This is a genomic window from Amycolatopsis azurea DSM 43854 (genome assembly GCF_001995215.1).
In the GTDB taxonomy this organism is placed as follows: domain Bacteria; phylum Actinomycetota; class Actinomycetes; order Mycobacteriales; family Pseudonocardiaceae; genus Amycolatopsis; species Amycolatopsis azurea.
Window position 1 is genome coordinate 661,654 of record NZ_MUXN01000002.1, and the last position, 23,068, is coordinate 684,721.

Here is a 23,068-nt window from a genome sequence, read left to right on the forward strand (position 1 = left end):
ATGACGAGATGACGGACTCGGCGATCGGCGCGCTCCCACAGGGGCTGGAGGACAACCTCGGCTGGCTCCTCGGGCAGGTGTCCCGGGCACACGGAGCCGTCCTGGCGAGCGCGGTTTCCGAGCTCCCGCACGGCTTGCGTGGCTTCCAGGCGCTGTGCGGCGCGGTGCACGGGAGCGCGCGGAACCAGGCACAGCTGGGCAGGCAGCTGGACATCGACCGAACCGTGATGGTGTACCTGGTCGACGACCTGGTGGCCGCCGGTCTGGTGGAGCGCGTGGTGGATCCGGGCGACAGGCGGAACAAACTGATCCTGGGGACCGAGGCCGGGCGGAAGCTGCTGGAGAAGACCAAGGCCGCGATCCTGGCGGCCGAGGCCGAGGTGCTGGCCCCGTTGGCGCACCAGGACCAGGACCGGTTCCGGGAGATGCTGCGCGCCGTCGTCGCGCATAACCTGGGTGGCCGCTAGTGGGAGTTCACGCACGGGAAAGGGAATCCTTCCGTGCCGGGATGAGGACGAGCGCGGCGAGCAGGGCCAGCACGACGAACGCCGCGCTGCCCGAGTAGGCGAGCCGGAAGCCGGACGCTGCCGCTTCCCGTTGTCCCACAGAGGTTTCCGTCAGCGACGCGGTACGGGAGGCGGCGACGGCCGCCAGTACGGCGGTGCCCATCGCGGCGCCGATCTGGAGGGTGGTGTTCACCAGCCCCGACGCGACTCCGGAGTCCGACGGCGTCCCGGTCGACATCGCGGTGCCCAGCACGGCGGGTACCGCGGCGCCCATCCCGATCCCGGCCAGCAGGAGCGGCGGGAGCACGTCGGTGAAGTAGTCGCCGTCGACCGAGGCGCGGGTCAGTAGCGCGAGCCCCGCCGCCGCGACGAGGAGCCCGCCGGCGAGAACCGGCCGGGCGCCGAGACGGCCGATCAGCCGAGGCCCGAGCCAGAGCGCCACGACGGCGTTCGTGACCGGCGTCGGCAGGAAGGCGAAGCCGGTGGTGAGCGCGTCGAATTCGAGAACCTGCCGCAGGTACAGGGCGGTGAGGAACTGGAAGCCCATCATGCCCGCGACCATGAAGATCATGACGACGTTCCCGCCGGTCACCGGGCGGGACCGGAACAGGCTCAACGGAAGCAGGGGAATCGGCGCGGTCTTCTGACGGAGGACGAAACCCGCCAGCAGGAGCACCGCGAGCGCGAGCAGCGACCAGCGCCGGACGGGAGCCCCGGTGTCGACGATGACGTAGACCAGCAGCATCGCGCCCGAGGTCACCAGTACCGCCCCGAGCAGGTCGACGCCCGCTCGCAGGCCCGCGCCCTCGTCCCGTTCGATGAACACGAACGTCGCCAGGACGACGGCGAGGCCGAGCGGGACGTTCACGAGCATGGTCCAGTTCCAGCCGAGGCTCTGCGTCAGCACGCCGCCCAGGATCATGCCGAGGGACGCGCCGCCCGCCTGCACGAAACCGAAGAGCCCCAGCGCCTTGCCCTGTCCGGGTTGCCCGGGGAAGAGCGTGACGATCATGCCGAGCACCACCGACGAGATGAGCGCGCCGCCGACGCCCTGCACGGCCCGGAAGGCGATGAGCGTCGCCTGGTCGGTGGCCAGACCGCAGAGCAGGGACGCGGCGGTGAAGACGCTCAACCCGATCAGGAACACCCGCCGCCTGCCGATCAGGTCGCCCAGCCTGCCCGAGAACAGGAGCAGACCGCCGAAGGGCACGAGATAGGCGTTCACGATCCAGGCCAGATCCGCTGGGGTGAAGCCGAGATCGGCCTGGATGGACGGCAGGGCCACCACCACGATCGTGCCGTCGAGCACCACCATCAGCGACGCCAGGCACAGCACCACGAGTGCGAGCCGTCGTGACCTGCCGGGTTCTTCGAGCATCGTTCGGCCCCTCCAAAACTAATCTGTAAACCAGATCATCTGTGAAACAGACTATATTAGTGAGGAGGTCGTGTTGCCAAGGCCTTCGCGGTCCGCCGGGTTGACCGGCTGTGCAGGCTTCCTGTCCCGGCGTGTACTCAAGGCTGGCTTTGGCGTCGCGGACCGGCGAGGATGACCGCGTCGGTGACGAGAGGGAGCGCACGACATGGTCAAGGTGCACGGCAAGGCGGAGGCCGAGCGGATCCGCGACGAGCTGCGTGGACAGCGGGGGCCGACCGGCCGGGTCGCCGAGGCGGGCGAGGTCGCGAAACCGTCGGGCGAGGGCGCGGCGGCGATCGTCGCCGACGGTTCGGACCGCATCGAACTGGACTACGCGGAGATCGCGGACGCCCAGAAGAAGCTCGAAGAGCACCAGCGGAATCTCGAACGGCAGCTGGCGGACGCCCGGGATCTGGGGACGTCGCTGGCCGACGGCAAAGGCCCGGTGTCCGTCCCGATGAGCCGGTCCTTCGCTCGCCGGGGTGGGGTGGAGGAAGGCGGGGTCCAGTTCGCGCTCCGGTCCTACCTGGCCGAGCTCGCCGCCTTGCGGACCGCGATCGGCCTGGTCGCCGAGCAGCATCGTCGCACCGACGAAGCGGCCGCCACCGCCGTCGAAGCCGTCGCGAGGGGGACCGATGAGCGGTGAGTACTACACGGACAGACATCCGCTGAGCGCCCGTGCGCGGGCCAAGCAGCGAAAGCTGGTCCGCAGCCGCAAGGCCAACCTGAGGGACGACGCGCTGGGGAAGATCAACTGGGAATGCTACGAGCATCGCCAGTTGTGGGACATGATCAAATCGGCCGAGCCGCCGAAACTGGGCGAGCGGGCGCACAGCTGGGCCCGGCTGGCCGAGGAGATCGGCACGGAGGCCGCCGCGGTCCGCGAGATCGTGCAGAGACTGGTGCTGTCCTGGCACGGGCCCTCCTCGGCACAGGCCGCCGGCTCGGCGCACCTGCTCACCACGTGGGCCACGGAGGCCGCGAGTACTTCGCGGGAAATCGGCGACGGCCTCGACGCCTACACCTCGGCGGTCTCCGAAGCCGGCCGGAAGATGCCGGAGCCGGTGCACTACACCGCCGAACGCTGGTTCGAGCAGGGTTACGCGGTGAAGGCCCTCGACGGTCCCAACGGCGCGTACATGATGGACGACCTCCTCGACGACAAGCTCCCGACCAAAAAGGAGGCGGACCGGGCGAAGGCCGAAGCGGTTCGGGTCATGGAACAGTACGAAGCGGCGAGCCAGGGTGTCCGGCACCGGCTGCCGCCGTTGTTCTCCGCGGCGCCGAAGACAGCGGACGTCCAGGACCCGGCGGGACCGCCGTCGCCCGTCGTCCCGCCTTCCGATCCCGAACCCCCTCGGCGCCCGCCGGTGGAGCAGGGGCGGGAACCGGAACCACCGGTGCGGGACCCGGGTTCGTCGAACGTTTCCGGTCCAGGCACGGCGAATCACGAAGACGGCACCTACACGGCTTCGGCCGGGGTCATGGACTTCCCCGCCGGGGCCACGACAGGCTCCACCGGATTCGGTCAAGGCGCGGGACACGGCCCAGGACCGTCCTCTCCTGGCGGCGTTCTCGCGGGCGAAGACGCCGCCAGGAACGGGCGAGGTTTCGCCGGTGGCTTCGGCCAGGGTGGTTTCGGCCAGGGTGGTTTCGGGCAGGGTGGTTTCGGGCAGGGTGCCGTGGCGGCCCGGGGCGGCGCCGGGGGAGCCGGATTCGGCATGTACCCCCCGATGACCGGCACGCAGCGGGAAGAGGACAAGGAACATCGCGACCGCTACGGCAGCGGCTACGACCTCCTCGACGATCTCCCGCCCGCCTATCCGCCGGTGTTCGGCGAATGAGTGGCTACCGCGCCCAGCCGGACCTGATGCGAGAGCTGGCCCGGCGGCTGGAAGACGTGTCGGGAGAGCTGGGCGAAGCCGCGCGGCTGACCGACGGCGTCGCCGCGGGAAACCTGGGCTCGTCAGGGATCGCCTCGGCACTCGACGCCGTGATCGGCCCGTGGTCGGGGTCGATCGGCTCCGCCCACACCGAGCTCGCCGGTGCGGCGGCGGGAATCCGTACCGCGGCGAAGACCTACGAAGACACCGACGAAGATGCGTTCTGGACACTGCGACGCGAATTCGGGGATCCGTGATGCCCGAATACAGAGGACTCGGTTTCGACCCCGCGCCGGGTGACGCGGACGCGATCGCGGCCGCCGCCCGGCGCTGCTCGGAGGCGGCCGCGAAGCTCGACGCGGCGATCGCCGCCCGGATCGAGGTCCCCCGCGAGTGGGAAGGCGAAGCCGCTGTGACCGTCGCCGCCCGCGCCGCCGCGGCGAGGACGGCTCTCGAACCCGCGCCCGCCGTGCTGCGTGCCACGGCGGAGATCCTCACGTCCTGGGCGGGCACGGTCGTGGCCGGAACACGGCGAGCCGACCAGCTCGACCGGCGCGCCGTGACACTCCGGCGCGCGCTGCTGCAAGCGGCGGACGCCGTCGAGGTGGGGGAGACCGCCGTCCAGTTCGCCACCGGGACCTCGGCCACCGCCCAAGCCGATCTCGCGGCGGCGAAGGCACACCACGAAGAGGTGCGGCGCGAACTCGACCGAGTCCTGGAGCAGGCCCGCGCGCTGGAGACGGCGCACCGGCTCGACGCGTCCCGGGTCGAACACAGGCTGCGGGCGCTCGGCGACCCCGGCGCCGCGCTGGGCGAGGTGCCCGGCGGTGCCGCGCACCTCGATGGCGTCACCGACGGGATGGCCCGGTTCTCCGTGCTGGGCAAGGAACTCGCCGCCTCGCTGGCCCGCGCGCCCGGCCCGGCGGTCACCCCGTCGTCCGGAGCCGTCGGGGCGTTCGCCGCGGCCGTCTCCCAGGGCGGCCGGTGAAACTGACCGCCGTCCCGGGGATCACCCCGGTCTCCCTGTCCTCGGTCGAGCGGACCACGGCCGAACTGCACACGCTCCTGATCCGCCTCCGCGGTCCGGACGCCGAACGCGATCTCGGCCTGGAGACCGCGGCGATCCAGGCCGCCGAACGCGCCCACGAACACCGCGCGGGCCTGCTGGCGATCGTCGAGCACCGCGACGCCGACCCGGCCTTGCTGCTGGCCGGGTCGATTCCCGTCGAACGTCCGTTGAGCGTCGAGTCCGCGGCCGAGCTGAGCTGGTCCGCCGCCGAAACCGCGCCGGGGATCCGCGAGGTCAGCACCGCGAAGACCGCCCGCGGCTACCCGGTGGTGATCGTCGAGCGGATCGCCGTCGACGGGCCGGGCGCGCAGCTCCAAGCCGTCGTGCTCGACCCGGGACGGCCGCGGGCCGCGGTGTTCACGCTGCATTCGCCCGGCGGCCGCGGCTGGCTGGACGTGGCCGCGCTCGCGGGCACGCTCGTCGCGGGGGTGGATCTCAGTGAGCCAGCGCGCGTTCCCTGAACTCCCGGGGCGTCCGCCCGACAGCCTTCCGGAAGGTGCGCGAGAAATGGGCCGCGCTGGTGAAACCGCAGTCCTTCGCGATCTCGGCGATGCCCCGCGCCGCCTTCGCCGGATCCGACAGCAGCGTCTTCGCCCGCTCGACCCGCAAACCCTTGATCCGCTCCGAGATCCCCTGTCCGTCGTCGAACAGCTGGTAGAGCCGTCGGCGCGAGATGTACAGGGCCTCGGCAACCTGATCCGCGCCCAGCGAAGGGTCGGCGAGCCGTTCCCGCATGTACCGCACGGCTTCACGGCGACGGGTCGCGAGCGCGTCGGCACGGTCGAGTTCCGCCCGCAGGACGCTGCGCAGCACCAGTTCCGCGAGCCCGCGCAGGTGATGGGCGAGGCCGTGCGGGTCGAGCGCCTCGCTGACGGCGAGGACGTGGGCGATCGCGCTGGAGAACAACGCGCGCAACGAGGCGTCGACGAAGACGGGCCGGAACATCAGCGGCTGCAACTCACCGAAGGACAACGAGAACTCCGCCACGGGCAGGGTCAGCATGACGACGCCCTGCCTGCCCGGTGTCTCACCGTCGTGCCCGCCGACCGGCAGGACGTGCAGGACACAGCCGGCGAAGCCGAGCTTGGCGCCGTCCTCGGCGACCGCCCGCGGAACGGTGCACCGCAGGAGAAGCTGGATGCCGTCCGGGCCCGCCTTGCGGTCGCCGAGAATCGCCGCACGGGCGGCCGCCGCGCCGGAGGCCCGGACGATCAGCTGTCCGGTCGCGACTTCTGCTTCGGTCATGGGCGCCGTTCGCGGATTGGTCGGGGACATCTCGTTCATCTTCACTGTTCGCTCGGTATCGTGCCCGCCGGGTGGCGGAGCTAGGGGAGAGGTGGCCATGGCGCGGCGTTCGGCGAGTACGGCGGGCATCGTCCTGTCGCATCTGGAATTCGACCTGTTGTGGGCCGACCTCGGGAACGGCGAGTCACCGTATCCGCTCGACGTGCCCTCGCACGGCGAAACCGAGGAAGAACGGGACGATCTGGGCGAACGCGTTTTCGCCGCGCTCTCCGAAGCGGGCTTCGCCAGCGGTGACGAACTCGATCCCGGCATCGAAGACCTGTTCGTCCTGCTGGGCTCCCCGTCGCTGTCGGTGGACGCGCTGGTGCTCGGCGAACAGCCGTGGCGGATGCTCGCGGCGGTCCGCGGCGCCCGCGGGGTGCTGGCGGTCCAGGACGAGAAGGACCTGGTCCTCGAACCGCTGCGGGCGGCCGAGCTGATCGCCACGGTCGGCCGGATGCTCGGCGACGGCGTGCCCGGCCCCGGTGACCAGCTCCGGTTGCCGCGAGCCGCGTTTTCGGCCGCCATGGACGGTTTCGCGCGAGCGGGCTACGACGGATTCGAACGCGCGCTGTCCGGCGCCGGGATCACCGGACGGAGCGTTCGTCCCCTCGCGACGATGGTGACGTCGGTCCGCCACGCCGCCGGGCAGCTCGCGGTCAACGGTGACCGCGGCCGGAGCCCGGTGCTCAGCTGGTTCGACACCGAGGCCGGCCGCTACGCCGTCACCCACGAAGACGTCGGCGGTGACCCCTGGGTGATGGTCACCCCGGCCGACGCCGCCTGGCAGGCCGCCCGCCTCGGCCTGATGATCGACGACGTCTCGTGATCACGAACGCCAGGCGGGCGAAGGGAAATCTCCGGTGAGACCGTCCACAACGGACTCACCGGCGTCAAGGGCGGCGATGGTCGCCTCGGCGGCGAGCCGGAGCACCAGGGCGGAGAGCTCGCTCGCGCGCGAGGTCAGCGCGCCGGGCTCGAACCGCAGCTCGACCGGCTTCCCGTACAGGTCGACGACGACCGTCACGCCACCGTCGCTCGCCTCGCCGGTCACCGCGGCCAGGCGGCCGCTGTAGTCCGTGTCCGGGGCCTCGGCGTCTTCGAGCAAGCGCTCGACACTGCGTTCGTCGATACCGCGTTCGTCGATCACTGGACCCTCCAGGTCTCCGGAGTCGTCTCTTCGACCGCCTCGGCCAGTTCGGCACTCGTCCCGAGCCTCAGCGACTCCGCGTCGTCCAGATCGAGCCGTCGGCTCGCCTGTGCCGCCGCCCGGTCCACCAGGCCGAGGATGCGCCGGGAGAGCTCCCGCGGCCCGAGTCGCAACGCGGCTTCCTCGATCCGCAGATCCCGCAGCGCCCCGCCCGGTTCCACCTCGACCGAGGCCACACGATCGCGCGCTTTCCCGGTGATCACGGGCGCACCCCGCCGTAGAAGGTGGAACCCGACAGCGTGTGCGTGTTGCGGCGCACGGCGTCGCCCGAGTTGCCCTCGATCATCGTCACCTTGTTCCCCTCGACCTTTTCCACGATGCCGATGTGGGTGCTCGTCGACGGGCTCTGCGGCCCGGTCCCGAACAGCAGAACGTCACCCGGTTTGGCGTCGTGCAAGGAGTTCCGGCCGTACGCCTTCCCGTGCCGCTGTCCCCAGCGGTAGACGTCGCCGGTGAACGGCAGGATCGGGATGTCCACCCCGGCCTTGCGCCACATCGCGGTCGCGAACGACGAGCACCACGCCGCCGTCGGTCCGTACGGGTTCCGGTTGCTGCCGGGCGGGTTCTCCCGCGTGCCGAGTTCCTTGCGCGCCGCGGAAACGGCCTTCTGACCGCGAGAGGTCGCCTTGCTCGGCGTGGTCTTGTCCGGCTTGCCGTGCCCGGCGCCGTGGTGGTCGCCGACCTCGCGATCGGCGACGCCGTCGTGCCGCAGTTCCTTGCGCAGGCCCCGCAGCTTTCCGGCGGCGTCACCGAGTTCGCCGTTCACCTTCCGCAGGGTCGCGGCCGACTGTTTCGTGTAGCGCGGCGCGAGGTCGGCGGCCGCGGCGATCGCGGTGGCCATCGCGGCACGCGACCCCACCGCGGTGGCGTCGTCGAGGAGCTTCTTCGCCTTGGCGATGTACTCGTCGGCGAGCCGCTGGACGGCGGTGTGCCCGCCGTCCACAGTGGACGTCACGCGGGCGACGACCCGTTCGGCTTCGGCGCTCGCGTCGGCGGTGAGGCGGATGTCCTTCCGCAGCCGCGCCGTGGTGCGCTCGAACTCCTCCGAGGCCTTGCCCTCCCAGTGACTGAGCACGACGTCGGTCTCGCGCTTGTGCGCGTCGTGCTGGTCGTGGAGGGTTTTCGAGACCTGACGCAGGGCGAACTGGACGCGGGCGGCGTCCTCGGCCTTGCCCGCGAGCTTGTTCCGGTGCGCCAGGATGTCCGCGGCGAAATGCCGGGCGGTGGCGAGGGTGTCCATCGAGGTCTCCAACGCTGTCAGGCGAGCTGGTTCAGCGTCGCGGCGGACGAGGAATCGCGGTCGTGATAGGCCTTGCGCGCCTTCGCGGCGGCGTCCGCGAGCCGGTCGGCGGATCCGCCGACGGCCTTGACCTGGCTCTGCAGCGCGGCGCCGAAATCGCCGAGCGCGTCGGCGAACCCGGACTCCTTGCCGATCCTGCCGAAGCTGTCGTCGGCGATCGACCGGACGTCCTTGACCTGGTTCGCCGAGGTGGCGGTGAGCGCGTCACCGACCCGCCGGGTGCGCCGCACGAAGCCGTCCAACGTCCGGCCGTCGACCCGGATCCGCCCGATACCCGCCCCGCCGCCACCGGGCTTGCCGTGGTGTTTTCGCACGGCCTCGGCCGCTTTGCGCGCCTCCGGCAGGTGACGACGGTAGGCGCCGTTCGTGTAGGTCGACCACGGCGTCCACGAGCGGCCGTCGTCCGAGATCTTGTTGGCCGCCTTGGCGTTGGTGGTGGCGTCGAACAGTTCGGAGTTCGAGTCCAGGCCGAACTGCCTGCGCCGCTCCGGTCCCATCGCGCCCAGCATGTTGATCTGCCAGAGCCCGTACGAATTGTCCGGCGGGGTGGCGTTGTGGGCGCGGGTGTTCCCGCCGGATTCGGCGAGCGCGACCGCCACCGCCGTGGTCAGCCCGTCGCCGCGAAACCCGGCTTCGTAGGCGTGCCGGGCGATCTGCTCCGGCGTAAGCTTGGTCATGCACCGAGCTTGACCGCCTGTGCGTGCCGGAGGGAACCGGCGTTGCACGCGTGGACACGTGCGTTGCACAGGCGGTCAGGCGGCTCGGGCTAGCCGATCGGTTCGATCCAGATGTTGCGGAACCGCGGGTTCTCTCCGGGGTCACCGTGATCCTGCAGGCGGATCGCGCCCGGCCCGGAGTTCTCCGGGTTGCTGTCGCCCGTCCCGCCGTCGATCTCCACGTCGTTGTGGACCACGACACCGTTCCAGACCACGGTCACCCTGGCGTTGTCGGTCTTGTTCCCGGCCCCGTCGAACCGCGCGGCGCGGAAGGTGACGTCGTAGGTCTGCCAGGTCCCGGGAGCCGTCGCCATGTTCCGGTCGGGCGCTCGCTTCGAGTAGATCGCGCCCGCCTCGTTGTTGGCGAGCGTGGTGTCCCCGAAGGATTCCAGCACTTGCAGTTCGTAGCGTTCCTGGAGGTAGATCCCGCTGTTGCCCCGCTGCTGCCCGGTGACCTCCGGCGGATAGTTCGGCTCGTTCCACTCGGCGTGCAGCCGGAAGTCACCGAACTGCTGCTTCGTGCGGATGTCGCCCCCGTTGGACTCCATCGCGCCGCCGGACACCGGCCAGGTCGCGGCACCGCCGGCCCGTTTCTCCCAGGCGTTCAGGTCGGTGCCCTTGAACAGCTGGACGCGCTGGGATTCGGTGAGGGTGAGGCTGTCGAGGTTGACGTTGCCCGCGTCGCCCGTGTCGTAGCGGTAGGAGATCGTGTTCGACCCGGCTTTGAGGTTGAGCGTGTCGGGCTGCGTGTTCCACGTGTCCCAGTTGCCGGTACTGGCGAGCCGGACCTGTTTCACCTTGGTGCCGTTGACGTAGACGGTCACGGATTTGGTCCCGGGAGCCGGATCCGGGCCGTTCGAGTACCGCAGCGCCGCGTTGTAGGCACCGGCCTTGGGCGCGTTCACGGTGAACGTCGTCGCGGCGCCCTGGTTCCAGTAGCCGTCGACGAACCCGGTGCCCGTATAGCCCTTGTGGTTCGTGTTCGTCGCCGCGCCACTGCTCAGCGCGGCCCGCTCGGCCTCGTAGGTCGTGCTCGCCGGTGGCCCGCCGACCAAGGAGTTCAGCGTGTACCAGGCTTCCGTGCTCCACAGCGCCGCGCCGGACTCCGCGGCGAACGGACGCGGGGACCGGACGTGCACCACGTGGCCCGCCTTCAGGCCCGCCACCTGCAGCGTGACCTTCTTGCGGTCGGGCGAGAGGCTCGCGGAGGTGACGGACAGGGTCTGCTCGTCGACCTTCGGCCCGCCGTACGCGGGAGTGGGCTGGTAGCGCCACTGCTGTGCCTGGTACTTCGCCGCGAGGTTCTGCGCGGTCGCGGCCGACAGAGGCTGGGTGTACTCGAGCTCGAAACCGCCGGCGACGGCCCGCATCGCGCGGATGTCGAAGGCGTTCGTGCCGTTGGGTGTCACCTTCTGGAGGCCGTAGGCGAGCTTGCCGGGCTGGCCCCAGTTGCCTCCGCCGTCGATCCCGCCGGTGTAGATCGCGCCGTCCGGCCCGAGGCTGATCCGGCTGACGCCCGATTCGAGTCCTTGGGTGAGCCGGAAGACAGCGCCCTGGTACTCGCCGTTGACCTTCTCCAGGAAGGCTCGCTGGAGCCCACCGTAGGTCACGTCGCCGTACACCATCTGCCCGGCGAAGGGACCCTGCGAGAGCATGACCATGTTGCTCGGTGAGTTCGCGATCTCGTTGTGCGGCAGCCACAACACCGGCGCGGTGACCGGTTTCGCGTCGAACGGGCCCGGGGGATTGGTGTAGTGGTTGAAGAACCGGTCCTGTTTGACCCGCACGAGCTTGTTCGCCGGCAGCCAGCCGCCCTGGTTGTCGGTGACGAAGACGTCGCCCTCCGGTCCCCAGCCGATGCCGTGCGGTGTGCGCAGCCCGCCGGCGATGTAGGACACCTGACCGGTGGCCTTGCTCACCTTGATCGTGGTCCCGCGGTTCGCGGCGGGCTGCGGATCGGTCGTGGCGCCGCCGTAGTTGATGGCCACGGAAAGGTTGGCGTAGAAGAAGCCGTCCTTGTACAGCAGGCCGAACGCGAACTCGTGGAAGTTGCCGCCGAACGGCCACGTGGCGACGGTGCGGTAGTCGTCGGTCACGCCGTCGCCGTTGGTGTCGTTCAGTTCGACGAGTCGCGTCTTCTCCGACACGTACAGCTTGCCGTCGACGTACTTGACGCCCATCGGTTCCTTCAGCCCGCTGGCGACGCGCTGGGTCCGTACCTTGCTCGGGTCGGTGTTCCCGCTGACGTTGCTCAGCAGGTGGACCTCGCCGAGGACCTTGTCGGACCCGCCCCAGGTGGCGATGGCGAGCCGCCCGTCGGGCAGCCAGTCCATCCCGGTGACCTGCGGCTGGAAACCGTCGGGACGCAGGTTCGTCAGCGTGAAGCCGGGGTGGACGGCGTTCAGCGGCAGGCCGTCACCGGGCGAATCCGCGGCGCCCTCGCACTCCTTGCGTCCCGGCGAGGTCACCCGGACGACGTCGGCGTCGGTGCTGAGCACCGAATTCGGCACGAGCGCGAAGTCGCCCGCGCCCGGCGGCCGCCATTCGAGGGTGACCTGCTGGTCGTTGGTGTTGTCGAAATGATCGATCCGCAGCGCGTGATACCCCGTGCTCAGCTGGACCGAGCCGGTCGCCGGCGTCGCTCCGTGCAGGCCGTCGTGGTTGATCACGGTCTGGCCGTCGATGCTGAGCCGGGAGCCGTCGTCGCTGGTCAGCCGGAATTCGTGCTGCCCGGCCGTCGCGATGGTGATGTTGGCGATGACCTCGGAGACGAACTGCTCGTTCAGCCCGAAATCCGCCGTGCTGGTCCAGTTGATCGTCGGCATCAGCTTGTCGACGTTGGGAGTCTGGCCGGATTTGATCGTGCAGAGCTTGGTGATCTCGCGTTGCAGGTCGTACGTGCGGAGCGTGACACCTGGTTGCTGGGGCGGGACGGCCGCTTCGGCCGGAGCCGTCACCAGCCCTGACAGGCCCGTGACCAGCGCCAACGAGGCGATTATGGACCGGTTGAAGCGCTTGCGGACAGACGGAAGCATCGTTGCCCCTCGGGTCGGCGGCGGAGCACCTCTGTGATGTCCGCTGAACCTAAGAGGACTTTCGTATCAAGTCAACGAAAGTATGTACAACTCGGACGAAAGTTACCCCGAACGGTCGTGCCTTCGATCTCAGGCGCGCGCCGTCGCACTGCTCTCTCGAAGGATGGGCGGGTAGAGGGTGGTGGCACCGCCCCTGCGGTAGAGGGCGGCGGGGCGGCCGCCGTGCCGGGTGGTCCGCCTGCCGGTGGGGAGCAGGAAGTCGTCGACGCTGGTGACCTTGCGATGGAAGTTGCGGGGGTCCGGGGCATGTCCCCAGACGGCTTCGTACACCGCCCGGAGATCGGCGACGGTGAACTCGGGTGCGCAGAACGCCGCGGCGAGAGTGGTGTGCTCGAGGTGTCCGCGTGCTCGCTCCACGCCGTCGGCGAGGATGCGCGCGTGGTCGAACGCCATGGTGTTCCGCTTGTCCAGCAAGCGATTCGCCGGTTGCCACGACGCGGCCCGCGCGTCGCCGCCCGGGACGGGCTCGGGAAGGTCGGGCAGGATCGCGAGGTAGGCGGTCGTGATCACGCGCAAACGGGGATCCCGGTTGGGGGCCCCGTAGGTGCGGAGTTGTTCGAGGTGCAGGCCTTGTGGGCGCAGTCCCGTTTCTTCGGCCAGTTCCCGCGCGGCCGCCGCGTCGAGATCTTCCTCTTCGGTGGCCAGGAACCCGCCGGGGAGCGCGGGCTTGTCGCGATCGGGCTCCTCGGCCCGCTCGATGACGAGCGCGTGCAGTCGTTGCTCCCGGATGGTCAGGATCACGAGGTCGACCGACGTCGCGACCTTCGGGATCACCCACTTCTCGGCCATGTGTGCAGCCTAGCTTGACGTCCATCTGACGACAATTCGCGGATCCCTGAAACGTATCTTGTGCATGCTGCGACCTAGGTACACACTATCGACTGTAATCGTCAGGGTGACGATAAATGGCCGCACGGGAGCGTCGCATGATCTTGATCTTGACCGCGCTGGAGCTCGAAGGCGACGCGGTGCGGGCACATCTGAGCGGGCTGACACGACACCACCATCCGGCGGGCTCGGTCTTCGAAGTCGGTCATCTGACCGCGCGGCCCGACTGCTCGGTCGCGCTCGGCGTGATCGGGATGGGCACGGTGAACGCGGCCGCCGTCACCGAACGCGCGATCGCCGAATTCCGGCCCGACGCCGTGGTGTTCGTGGGGATCGCGGGTGGACTGCGGGACTGGATCCGGCTCGGTGACGTCGTGGTCGCCACTCGCGTGTACGCCTACCAAGGCGGCCGGATCGACGGCGAGGAGTTCGGCGCGAGGCCGAGGGCTTCGGAAACCGCGCATCGGCTCGTCGAACTGGCCAGGCAAGCCGGCCGTTCCGGCGCCTGGCCCGGTGCCGCGAACAGCACGGCCACGATCCACTTCGAGCCGGTGGCCGCCGGTGAAGTGGTCCTGAACTCGTCCACCGCACCCGAGAACGATCGCCTGCGGAAGCACTACAACGACGCCGTCGCGGTGGAGACCGAGAGCTCCGGGGTCGCGCTCGCCGCCCATCTGAACGACTCGACCCCGACCATCGTGGTGCGGGGGATCAGCGACCGCGCGGACGGAACGAAGGAAGTGACCGACAGCGGTGGATGGCAACCGGTGGCCGTCGCGACCGCGGCCGCGTTCGCCGTCGGTCTGTGTGCCGTGATCGCGGAGGCGTACCGGAACACCGCGCGGCCCCAGGAGATCGAGCGCGTCGTGCCGGGGCCGGTCACCGTCACCGGCGGCAACGCGGTGGGGTCGGTGTACGCGACCGGTTCGGTGCGGATCAGCCAACGGGTGGTCACCAAAGCGCAGCGGCACCCGGTGGTGGCGATCGCGATCGTGACCGTGCTCTTGTCCTTGCTCGGATGGGGTGGTTACGGGATCGGCAAGGTGGTGCTCGGTGGCGGCACGAGCGCGTGGGCCGCCGTCGTCTCCGAGGCGATGAAGCCCGCCTCGTCGGGTAAAGAAACCTTGGCGACCGGTACCGGGACCGCGTGCGGAGTGCGTGCGGACCGCACGGTCCTGTGCTGGGGCGACGGCGGAAAGGAACGAGTACAGCCGGAAGGCCGGTTCGCCGCGGTCGCGGTGGGCGACAAGGCGGCGTGCGGACTCCGCGAGGATCAGACCGTCCTTTGCTGGAACACGAACTCGTCCGCCCAGGAAGTCCCGTCACCCGAAGGCCGGTTCCAGGCGATCACCGACCAATGCGGAATCCGCGTCGGCGGGGAGATCGCTTGCTGGGTCGGCAAAGTGACCCCGCCCCCGGGCCGGTACAAGGCGATCTCGCTGGGCCGAGGTGATCTCTGCGCGGTCAGGGACGACGGCGTCGTGAACTGCTGGGGCCTGGACCTCGGCGAAGCCGCCGTCCCGCCACAGGGGAAGTTCACCGCGGTGTCACGGGGAAGTCGTCACGCGTGCGCTCTCCGCGAAGATCGCGCGGTGGTCTGCTGGGGAAGCGACGACGAGGGGCAGTCGTCTGTTCCGGCAGGGACGTACACCGCCGTCTCGGTCGGTGAGGAGCACTCGTGCGCACTGCGCGCCGACTCGGCGCTCGTCTGCTGGGGACGTGACAAGGGCGGTCAGATCACCCCGCCACCCGGTTCTTTCACGGCCCTCGCGGCAGGTGCGCGAGCGGAGTACTCCTGCGCGGTCCGCTCGGACGGCACGGCCCAGTGCTGGGGACGCGACGGCCGGTTCACGGCGCCTCCCGGGAAGTTCGCGGCGGGCCGATGACGGTCCGCCGGACGAGGACGAAGAGAAGAGGAACGACATGGATGTGCGAGCCGTGGTCGAGGTGCTGTCCAGACGAACGGCCACACCGGGGAAGGACGGCCGCGCGGTCGACACGGCGTGGGCGGCCATCGCGGCCCGGATCGGCGAGGAATCCCTCGTGGCCAGGGTGCGTGCCGAGGCGAGCCGGTCGGGAGCGCCGTCCCCGGCGAACCGTGACGAACTGATCCGCCTGCTCGGGGAGGCCACCGCGCGGGACCCGCGGTTCGCCCGCGACCTCGATGCGGCGGTCGGCGAACTCGCGCCCGGGAACGCCGTCACCGTCAAGGACGGCAACTATCTCGGCTCCGTGGTCTCGAACGGCGGCGGAGACGTCCGGATCAAGCAAAAGGTCGTCAAGCACGTGCGTGGTCACCCGATCGTCGCGGCCACGGTGGTGGTCGCGCTGCTGGGTGTGCTCGGAGCGGGCGGATACGGAGTCGTCGCGGCGTTCTCCGGGCCGGGTGAGGAAAACGTCGCGGCCGCTTCCCCGCCCAGCGGCGCGGCGACAGCGGGAAATGCCCCGGTGGACCGTTCGACACCCGAGTCGACGGCCGCGGCTTTCGCGTCCGCGCTGTCCCGGCAGGATCGTGCCGAGGCCGAACGCGTGACGTGCGCCGAGGAACGCCGTCGAGTGGAGGATCGCTTGCGGGTAGTGGGCAGCGGGTCGTTTTCCGAAGGCGGCTACTCGGTCATGGGAGTGACGATCTCCGTCCGGGTTCTGCGAGTGCAGCAGCGTCCGGAGCCTGTCGGCGCCGTGACCCACTCGGCTCGGTTCGCGTGGGTGGTTTCCGACCTCCCGGCCGATGCCCCGCCGGTGATCAGGGAGGCGGCGGCCAAACAGGACGATTGGGGAATGGGCCTGCGGCAGGAGCCGGACGGGAAATGGCTGATGTGCTGAATCCTTCCGGTCAGGGCGCGGTCCGGTCTCGGATAGAGTGAAAGCCGGCGCGAGGGGAGGGCTAGTGACGACGGGATCGAGCGAGCCCCGGCTGCGTTCGGCCGTCATCGCCCAGGCCTGGGCGAGCCTCGACGGCGTCGAGGTCCTCTCGGCCGCCGACGGCGGTCCGCTGACCCGGACGATCAAGAAGATCATCGACCCGCTGGTGATCCGCACGGCGGCGCGCCCCCGGCTCGGTCGCCCGGTGCTGGACCAGGTCGCGGCGGCGGAAGTGACGGACCTGCTGCTGGCCGACGCGGACAGGCTGCGCGCGACGGCCGCGTGGTTCGTCCACCTCAAACGTGGGCGCCGCGCCTTGCGCATCACGGCGGGCAACGTCCAGGACGTCTGCTTCCCGCTGGCGTACGAGCTGGCGACCGGTTTCGGCGAGCCCGGGCCGGAGGCGGCCGAGATGGCCGCGGCGGCGTTGCGCGATCTGCACGGCGACGGCGAGACGGCGGGCGTAGATCAGCTGGCGGGGTATCTCGCGGATCCCCGGATCTCGGCGGACCTCACCCGGGAACTGGAGCGCCGCTGGCACGCCGAGGCCGCCCCGGCTCAGGACACCGCACCGCTTAAGTCCTTTGTGGACGAACTCTCCGATCCGGCCTGGCGCGCGCTCGCCGGTTCGGCCGCCGGACACGCTTTCGGGCTCGCGCTGCGGCAACCGGACGGCGCCCGCGCCTTGACCAAGACGGTCCGGGAGATCTCCGGACTGCCTGTCCCGGACCTCGGTCTCCAGCGCGGCGATCGCACCGCCGTCCCTCCGCTGAACCGGCGCGACGAGTCCGGCGCCGAACTCCTCGAACGCAGTGTCGAACGGCGGGTGCGCGCGACCTTGCGCCGTCTTCCCGCGGACGAGCGGGCTCCGGTCGCAGACCTCGTCGACGACGAACTGGCCCGGGTCGCCGCCGGATTCGGGCTCGGTGTGCCCGCGCTGGCCGCGTGCTTCGCGCTCGGAGTCGTCCTCGCGCCCGCGCTGCGGCCACTCGACGGCGCCACGCCCGCGGGCGTCCCCGAATTCGCACGTCAGCTCAACGCCCAGGTCGCACGGGAGGGTTACGTCCTGCATGCTCGCCGCGCCCTGGCCGGATCCACCCCGCTCCTCCCGAGGCCCGACGCCGAACTCCTGCGCGATCTGCGCGAGTTCGCGAAGCAGTTCCTCAACCGGCTGTGGGTCCGGCTGCACGGCTTCGACGTCCGCGGCGACCTGCCCGCCGACGCCGCCGATGTCCGCGACCTCGTCACCGGTGTGGTCCGTTCGACCTCGCTGGACCTGCGGACCAAGGTGCGTCGGGCGCTGGTCGCCCGGCTGCCCGATCTGGAGGCCGTGTCGTGACGCATCCGGTGCACACACCCGTGGTCGCGGCGGACGGCGGCCTGATCCGGTTCACCCTCGCCGAGCTGCTCGCCGGCCGGACGACCTCGATGCGGCTCGAACTCAGCGACGCCGGGGCCGCCGAACCGTGGCTGACCCGGCTGATCGGCGCGGAAGCGAGCCTCGCCGTGCTCGGCCAGGGCCAAGCCGATCTCCCGGCCGTCCCGGAACTGGGCAGGCTCGCCTTGCTGCTGTGGCTGCGTCGCTGGTGGCCCGCGAGCCCCTCGCTCGGGGTGCCCTCGCTCGACCCGGCGTTGCTGGACCTCGAAACGGCGGTCGCCACGGCCGACGTGGAGGACTTGGCGGAGGGCCTCCTCGACGGCTTCGAAGCCTCCCCGGCTGAGTTGTTCGACACGGCGATCGCGGACGGTGCGCTCGTGGCCGCCGCGACGCCGGTCGCCGACGAAGTCCGAGGACTGTGCACGCGCCTCGCGGCCTGGTTCGACGACCAGGACGACGTCGTGCGCGCCGAAGCCGCGGCCGAAGTGTCGGCAGGCCTGGAAAACGCGGCACCGGGTCAGCGCGCGTACGCGCTGGCCGCGGGCACGGATCCGGGTTCGAGCAGTGAAGGCGTCCTGGCGAGCGGACGGGCGAGCGTCGACTGGGCGCGGGTGCCGCCGGGGATCCTGGACGCCGCCGAGAACACGGTGACCTGGCGGATCGTCGCGGCCGCGACCGGCGCCCGGCTCGACGTCGAGGTCGCGGGCGCGTTCGCCGACGCCACGCTCACCGCGGTCGCGGCCGACGACGGCGAGCCGTTCGCGGAGGTGTCGCTGGCCTTGGGCGCCGGGCGGTTCACCGGCACGGCCGACCTGGACGACGCCGCGACCCGGCTCGCCACCGAAGTCCACAGTGGACGGGTCACGCTGGTCGTCGGGGCGGCAGGAGAGGGTGTCGCCGGGACCACTCCCGAAGACCGGGCTCAGGTGGTCGCGCTCGTCCGGGCCCGCCCGCCGGAGGTCAGGACGCTCGCCGAACGGGCAGCGGCCGTTTCGGACGACGAGGAGTTCTGACGTGCTTGTCGGCATGCCGCCGCCTCAGAACCCGCCGGACCGTCCGCTCCCGCCCGAACTGAGCGCCGCGACCTCACATGGCTACAACTGTCGTTGTGTCGCCAGGTATTTCGGTCTCGACCCGGCTTCGTACGGTGAGGTACCGGCCTGCTCGCTGTCCGAGAGCAAGTATCGGAAGCTGCTCATCGAAGCCGCCAAAGTCCAGGACCAGGCCAAGCAGCTCGCCGCGGTGCGGAACGTCGCCGGTGCGCACCGGAAGTACGCCCGGATGCGGGAGATCGCGCAACGGCTCGACCGGACCGATCTCGAACTCGCCGCGGTCAGCGATCTGGCCACGGTCTTCTATTCGGCAGGGGATCTGCGCAACGCGCGGCAGTGCGCCGAAGCCGTGCTCCACGTCTTCAAGGTGAGCACCGTCGCCATCGTCCACTTCGGTCAGTACGCCGAGGTGCGGATGATCGAAGGCTCCCGGGAGGTCGCCGATCGCGTGCTCATCTCCCTGGCCACGGAGGAAGGCGACGTCGTCAAGGCGCGTGAGCTGATCGCCGGGCAGCGCCGCCGGGCGGCGTTCCGCAAGGACGCGGGGCCGGAGCAGTATCCACCCGAGTTGCTCGACGTCCACGGCGTCGACGAGCTGGAACTACGGATCTTCGACGTGCGCGTCCAGATCGCCGCCGGGGATCTGGCGGGTGCGCGGGTTGCGCTCGAAGAGATCCTGGCGGCGCTGGACGCCCTCGCGGAGATCGACGAGGTCCGCGAGCGGGTCAGGCATCAGCAGTCCATGGTCAGGGCCGAACGCGCGCGGCTCCGCCAGGCGGGCGGTGAGGACGCGGACGCACGGGCCGACCTGCTGAGGTTGAGCGCTCAGCACGCGGGGGATCCGATGGCCGCGAAGGCCGGCATCGGGCTGGCGGAAGCTCGCGCCCTGGCAGGTGATCTCCCCGGCGCGGTCGCCGCGATCGTCGCCGCCCGCGACGAACTCGCGGCGGCGGGCTTGACCGGCGACGTCGCGGAGGCGAGTTACGCGCTGGGCACGTTGCTGCTGTACACGGGCGACGTCGCGCAGGCCAGAGCGCAGTTCGAACACGCGAAAACGATCCGGACTGCCAATGGCGACGTTCCGGGACTGCGCCTCCTCGACACGGCACTGGCCCGCTGCGCCGCTGCGGAGGGGGACTGGGCGACGGCGGAGGACCACGCGGCCCGTGCCAGGGAATCGGCGCGGGCGTCGGGGGACTGGGCGGATCTCCTGCACACGGATTTCGTGGCGGCTTCGATCGGGTTCGCCAGGGGGGAAGATCTGCGGGCGGTGCTGGATCTGCTGCTCCCGCTGACACTCGCGGCGGCGGAGTACCGCTTCGAATTCCTCTCGCCACAGGCGCGTACGGCGTGGGCACGGGACATCGCGGCTCCGACGATGGGGATGGCGCTGGCGTTGCTGACCCAGTTGAGCGAATCGAGGCTGGCGGCCGAGCTGATCGAGCGCACCTGCGCGGTCGGGGCGTACACGGGAGTGGAGGGGCCGTCGCTCGACCTGACCGGAACATTGCCCGCCCTCGAACTGCTGCCGTCCACTGAGGACGACCGGCTTCCGTTGGCGGCACTGGGTTCCGTCACGGCGTCGCTTCCGCTCCGGCTCGCCCCGCCGCCCGCCCTGCGCTGGTCGCCCTCGTCCGGGATGGAGCTGGACCGATGGCTCGATCTCGCTGCCGAGCGGTACCGGCTTCCCTGCCCGGTCACCGAAACCGTCGAGACGTGGCCCGCCGCCCGGCCGGGTCGGGAGACCTTCCTCCTGCGCTTCGCCGACGCCGGGCACACGTTCCTCAGCTGGCGGACCACCGAGGACCTCGACACCGTCCACACGCATCCGATCGAGTTCGCCCTGGTCGGGACCGCACGCCAGTTCCTGGACGCCGCCTCGCCGACACCGCACGAGGGCGAGAGCGTGGCCGACGCCGTCCGGCGCTCGCTGGGCGAAGACGCGTTCGGCAGCTTCGCCGGTGAGCAACGCCTGGCTCGCGTTCTCGCGCTGAACCTGCTGCCCGCCGACCTGGTCGCCGCGCTCCGGCGTGCCGCCGCCGACGGAAACCGACCGCTCCTGCGGATCCAGCCGTCCCCGAGCCTCGCCGGTGTCCCGTGGGGACTGCTGGCGCTGCCCGACCGGCGGGCCGATCATGTCCTCGAGATCGACGAGATCGGCACCTGTTTCGACGGCGACGAGCGCGTCCTCGACATCGCCGACGTCTCGCTGCTCGCCCCGGCCGCCATCCCGCGCCGTCCGCCCGCCGCGGACGGCCCTCCGGTCTACCTGCTCGACCCGCGCATCCCCGGCCAGAGCGCCTTCGGCGAACTGGGTTCCGTGCTCGGCAAGCAGGACACGACGTCGCCGCTGATCCGCCATCTGGACGCGCGGCTCGCCGAGGGCCCGGTCCTTCCCGCGGCCGCGCGCGGGCTCGATCTGGTCCGCCGCACCGACACCGACCGCCGGCTGCTCGCCGAACTCCTGACGCGGCCCTGTTCCCGGCTCGTGTTCGTGGGGCATGTCAGCCGCGTGCGCGACGAGTACGGCGCACAGACCGCGCTGCACCTGTCCTGTCCGGCCGATCTGCCCGGTACGGCCGCGCCGATCGGACCGCACCGCCCGTTCACCGCCGCCGACCTCGCACTGTCCGAAGTGGATACGATGCCCGCGCGGGTGGCGCTGATCGGCTGCGCCAGTGCGGGCGATTTCGGCCTGGCCGAACCCTTCGGCGTGCTGCTCGCCGCCGTCGCGGCCGGGGCGGGACTGGTCGCCGCCACGGTTTGGGCATTGCCGACGTCGGCGGCCGTGCCCGGTTCGGACCCGATGTCCGAACTGGTCATCGCCGTCGACACCGCGCTCGCCGGCGAGGATCCGGTCACCGAGCTGTGCGCATGGCAGCGGTCCCGGCTCGCCCGCTGGCGCGAGAAGCCCGAACCCGCGTCCTCGCCGGTCTTCTGGGCGCCTCTGACCTGCCTCGACGCGACCGACGACGGGAAAACCTGGGTTCGGTAGCGGGACGGCCCGCCGAAGCTGTGTCCATCGAGAACGACACAGCGAAAGGCGGCACCCGATGTTCAAGAAGATCCGCGACAAGATCAACGACGCGACGCAGCAGGGCATGGCGCGCGGCCAGCAGGACTTCCAGCGGCACGCCGAGCAGTTCCGGCAGGCAGCCGCCGCGCAGGGACACGACATCACCCCGCAGCTGCCGACACCGCAGCTGGCCGCCCAGGCCTTCCGGAACCTCAACGCCGACCCGGACATGGCGGCCTTCCTCGCGCTGCCGATGGACGAGCAACTGCGCCAGCAGCAGGAACTGCAGGCCTACGGCACCGAACTGCGCCGGCTCTACGACACGTGCGAGCCCGCCACCCTGGTGATCCGCGAGCTGGAGCCGACCGGACGGAAGATCGCCGGACAGGCGCAGTACACCGCGACACTCGAGGTCACCCGCGCCGACGGCAGCACCTACGGGACCGTGACCTCGCTGATCGCGCCGCTGGCGACGATCCAGCAGTACGCGCCCGGAACCCGGCACGAGGCCCGCGTCGACCCCGCCGACCCGGCGAAGGTCGCCGTGTTCGGCCCGATCGCGTAGGGGGCGAAGATGTTCCCGTCGTTCGAGTTCGGCCTGCCGGAAGACCCCCGGCAGGCCCGCCGTCCCGGCCTGCGCCTGTGGCTGCTCGGCGTGCCCACCACGCTCGCCTGGGCGGTCACGGGCTGGTCCGGTGCCCTCGGGCTGCTGGACGGCTTCCGGTTGATGTCGCTGAACCGCGTCGACGCGTGGGGGGCCGACGCGGGCCCGGCGGTCTCCCTCGTCCTGATCTTCAGCGTCGCGATCACGATCGCGTCGTCGCTCGGCTTCGCGATGCTGTGGAGCGGCGGGATGTCACTGCGCGGAATGGGCGTCGGCTTCCGGGCGAGCAGCCTGGCCGCGTCGCTCGGTATCGCGGTGGGCACCGGCGTCGCGATCCCGTCGTGGACACCGCCCGAGTCCGTGGGGACACGGCTGCCGGTCGGCCACGGCGCGGCCGAGCCGTGGACCGACGTCGACTGGGTCGTCTACTACGAGCCGTATCTCGTGCCCGCGGTGGCCGGGGTGACGGCGCTGGTCATGATCATGGTGCTGGGGCGGGCGTTCGTCTCCAAGGCGGAGGCCGACGACAGGGCGCAGGCGCTGGCCCAGACCGGCGTCCAGGTGATGGGACAGGTCATCGGCGTCGAGTTCACGAACGTCTGGGTGATGGGGAATCCGCGGTTCACCGTGCAGGTCCGGTTTCCCACCGAAACCGGTGATCGGACGGTCATCGCGACGATGATCACCCCGCCGCTCCAGGCCCCGGCCCGCGGTTCGACGGTGAAGGTCACCTACGACCCGCGCGACCCCGACGTGGTCCAAGTGGATCCCGATCCCGCCGATCGGGCCGCCGGTGGGAACCTCGGTGCCTTCCTGCCACCGCTGTTCTGACCCCCTCTACACTCCCG

22 protein-coding genes are annotated in these 23,068 nt (G+C 70.8%); 14 read left to right on the top strand and 8 right to left on the bottom strand.

Annotated features, from left to right (window positions below):
- Nucleotides 1-8: 8 nt before the first annotated feature.
- Nucleotides 9-467 (top strand): MarR family winged helix-turn-helix transcriptional regulator, encoded by a 459-nt coding sequence (locus tag B0293_RS05115; RefSeq protein WP_005162906.1) that lies wholly within the window; start codon nucleotides 9-11, stop codon nucleotides 465-467.
- A gap of 7 nt (nucleotides 468-474) precedes the next feature.
- Here the strand turns inward: B0293_RS05115 and B0293_RS05120 are convergent, their stop codons facing one another.
- On the bottom strand, nucleotides 475-1,884 hold the full coding sequence (locus B0293_RS05120) for an MFS transporter (protein WP_005162908.1): 1,410 nt from the start codon (nucleotides 1,882-1,884) through the stop codon (nucleotides 475-477).
- Between the two features lie 205 nt (nucleotides 1,885-2,089).
- Between B0293_RS05120 and B0293_RS05125 the strand changes: the two genes are divergently transcribed.
- The 5 genes from B0293_RS05125 to B0293_RS05145 are packed head-to-tail and all read left to right on the top strand — an operon-like array spanning nucleotide 2,090 to nucleotide 5,336.
- Nucleotides 2,090-2,569: a hypothetical protein gene (locus tag B0293_RS05125; protein WP_005162913.1), complete on the top strand. Its 480-nt coding sequence runs from the start codon at nucleotides 2,090-2,092 to the stop codon at nucleotides 2,567-2,569.
- The gene (locus B0293_RS05130; RefSeq protein WP_005162915.1) at nucleotides 2,559-3,767 is read left to right on the top strand and encodes a PPE domain-containing protein; all 1,209 of its coding nucleotides are present in this window, start codon (nucleotides 2,559-2,561) and stop codon (nucleotides 3,765-3,767) included. The genes B0293_RS05125 and B0293_RS05130 overlap by 11 nt, the downstream gene beginning before the upstream one ends.
- Nucleotides 3,764-4,063 carry a type VII secretion target gene (locus tag B0293_RS05135; RefSeq protein WP_005162918.1) on the top strand — a complete coding sequence of 100 codons (300 nt, stop codon included), beginning with the start codon at nucleotides 3,764-3,766 and terminating at the stop codon, nucleotides 4,061-4,063. The genes B0293_RS05130 and B0293_RS05135 overlap by 4 nt, the downstream gene beginning before the upstream one ends.
- Complete coding sequence (locus tag B0293_RS05140; protein ID WP_005162921.1) at nucleotides 4,063-4,794, top strand: hypothetical protein; 732 nt, start codon at nucleotides 4,063-4,065, stop codon at nucleotides 4,792-4,794. Before B0293_RS05135 ends, B0293_RS05140 begins: the two co-directional genes overlap by 1 nt.
- On the top strand, nucleotides 4,791-5,336 hold the full coding sequence (locus tag B0293_RS05145; protein ID WP_005162924.1) for a hypothetical protein: 546 nt from the start codon (nucleotides 4,791-4,793) through the stop codon (nucleotides 5,334-5,336). The genes B0293_RS05140 and B0293_RS05145 overlap by 4 nt, the downstream gene beginning before the upstream one ends.
- Here B0293_RS05145 and B0293_RS05150 read toward each other — a convergent pair.
- The gene (locus B0293_RS05150; protein WP_039919123.1) at nucleotides 5,311-6,120 is read right to left on the bottom strand and encodes a helix-turn-helix transcriptional regulator; all 810 of its coding nucleotides are present in this window, start codon (nucleotides 6,118-6,120) and stop codon (nucleotides 5,311-5,313) included. The two genes, B0293_RS05145 and B0293_RS05150, sit on opposite strands and share 26 nt — an antisense overlap.
- Before the next feature lie 97 nt (nucleotides 6,121-6,217).
- Here B0293_RS05150 and B0293_RS05155 point away from each other — a divergent pair, with 97 nt between their 5' ends.
- The gene (locus tag B0293_RS05155) at nucleotides 6,218-6,988 is read left to right on the top strand and encodes an ESX secretion-associated protein EspG (protein ID WP_005162927.1); all 771 of its coding nucleotides are present in this window, start codon (nucleotides 6,218-6,220) and stop codon (nucleotides 6,986-6,988) included.
- On the opposite strand, the gene B0293_RS05160 is transcribed toward B0293_RS05155, so the two are convergent.
- From B0293_RS05160 to B0293_RS05185, 6 genes are all read right to left on the bottom strand, one after another.
- Nucleotides 6,989-7,309, bottom strand: coding sequence for a YbaB/EbfC family nucleoid-associated protein (locus B0293_RS05160; RefSeq protein WP_005162929.1), 321 nt, complete (start codon nucleotides 7,307-7,309; stop codon nucleotides 6,989-6,991). It lies immediately after the preceding gene.
- Nucleotides 7,306-7,572 carry a hypothetical protein gene (locus B0293_RS05165; protein WP_005162931.1) on the bottom strand — a complete coding sequence of 89 codons (267 nt, stop codon included), beginning with the start codon at nucleotides 7,570-7,572 and terminating at the stop codon, nucleotides 7,306-7,308. Before B0293_RS05165 ends, B0293_RS05160 begins: the two co-directional genes overlap by 4 nt.
- Nucleotides 7,569-8,609, bottom strand: a complete 1,041-nt coding sequence (locus B0293_RS05170) for a CHAP domain-containing protein (protein WP_005162934.1) — start codon at nucleotides 8,607-8,609, stop codon at nucleotides 7,569-7,571. The genes B0293_RS05165 and B0293_RS05170 overlap by 4 nt, the downstream gene beginning before the upstream one ends.
- Nucleotides 8,610-8,626: 17 nt before the next feature.
- A complete protein-coding gene (locus tag B0293_RS05175; RefSeq protein WP_005162937.1) occupies nucleotides 8,627-9,346 on the bottom strand; it encodes a transglycosylase SLT domain-containing protein in 720 nt (239 codons plus the stop codon).
- A gap of 89 nt (nucleotides 9,347-9,435) precedes the next feature.
- Entirely contained in the window at nucleotides 9,436-12,420 is a 2,985-nt protein-coding gene (locus B0293_RS05180) for a family 16 glycoside hydrolase (protein ID WP_039919097.1), read from the bottom strand.
- 129 nt (nucleotides 12,421-12,549) lie between these two features.
- Nucleotides 12,550-13,269 (bottom strand): NUDIX hydrolase, encoded by a 720-nt coding sequence (locus B0293_RS05185; RefSeq protein WP_005162941.1) that lies wholly within the window; start codon nucleotides 13,267-13,269, stop codon nucleotides 12,550-12,552.
- Nucleotides 13,270-13,406: 137 nt separating this feature from the next.
- Between B0293_RS05185 and B0293_RS05190 the strand changes: the two genes are divergently transcribed.
- From B0293_RS05190 to B0293_RS05220, 7 genes are all read left to right on the top strand, one after another.
- On the top strand, nucleotides 13,407-15,194 hold the full coding sequence (locus B0293_RS05190; protein ID WP_005162943.1) for a phosphorylase family protein: 1,788 nt from the start codon (nucleotides 13,407-13,409) through the stop codon (nucleotides 15,192-15,194).
- A gap of 37 nt (nucleotides 15,195-15,231) precedes the next feature.
- Nucleotides 15,232-16,131 (top strand): hypothetical protein, encoded by a 900-nt coding sequence (locus B0293_RS05195; protein WP_005162945.1) that lies wholly within the window; start codon nucleotides 15,232-15,234, stop codon nucleotides 16,129-16,131.
- Nucleotides 16,132-16,195: 64 nt separating this feature from the next.
- Nucleotides 16,196-17,509, top strand: a complete 1,314-nt coding sequence (locus B0293_RS05200; protein ID WP_005162947.1) for a hypothetical protein — start codon at nucleotides 16,196-16,198, stop codon at nucleotides 17,507-17,509.
- On the top strand, nucleotides 17,506-18,561 hold the full coding sequence (locus B0293_RS05205) for a hypothetical protein (protein WP_005162949.1): 1,056 nt from the start codon (nucleotides 17,506-17,508) through the stop codon (nucleotides 18,559-18,561). Before B0293_RS05200 ends, B0293_RS05205 begins: the two co-directional genes overlap by 4 nt.
- A 1-nt stretch (nucleotide 18,562) precedes the next feature.
- On the top strand, nucleotides 18,563-21,595 hold the full coding sequence (locus B0293_RS05210) for a hypothetical protein (protein ID WP_005162951.1): 3,033 nt from the start codon (nucleotides 18,563-18,565) through the stop codon (nucleotides 21,593-21,595).
- Nucleotides 21,596-21,653: 58 nt separating this feature from the next.
- Entirely contained in the window at nucleotides 21,654-22,181 is a 528-nt protein-coding gene (locus tag B0293_RS05215) for a hypothetical protein (RefSeq protein WP_005162953.1), read from the top strand.
- 9 nt (nucleotides 22,182-22,190) lie between these two features.
- Entirely contained in the window at nucleotides 22,191-23,051 is an 861-nt protein-coding gene (locus B0293_RS05220) for a DUF3592 domain-containing protein (RefSeq protein WP_005162955.1), read from the top strand.
- The last annotated feature ends 17 nt before the right edge of the window (nucleotides 23,052-23,068 follow it).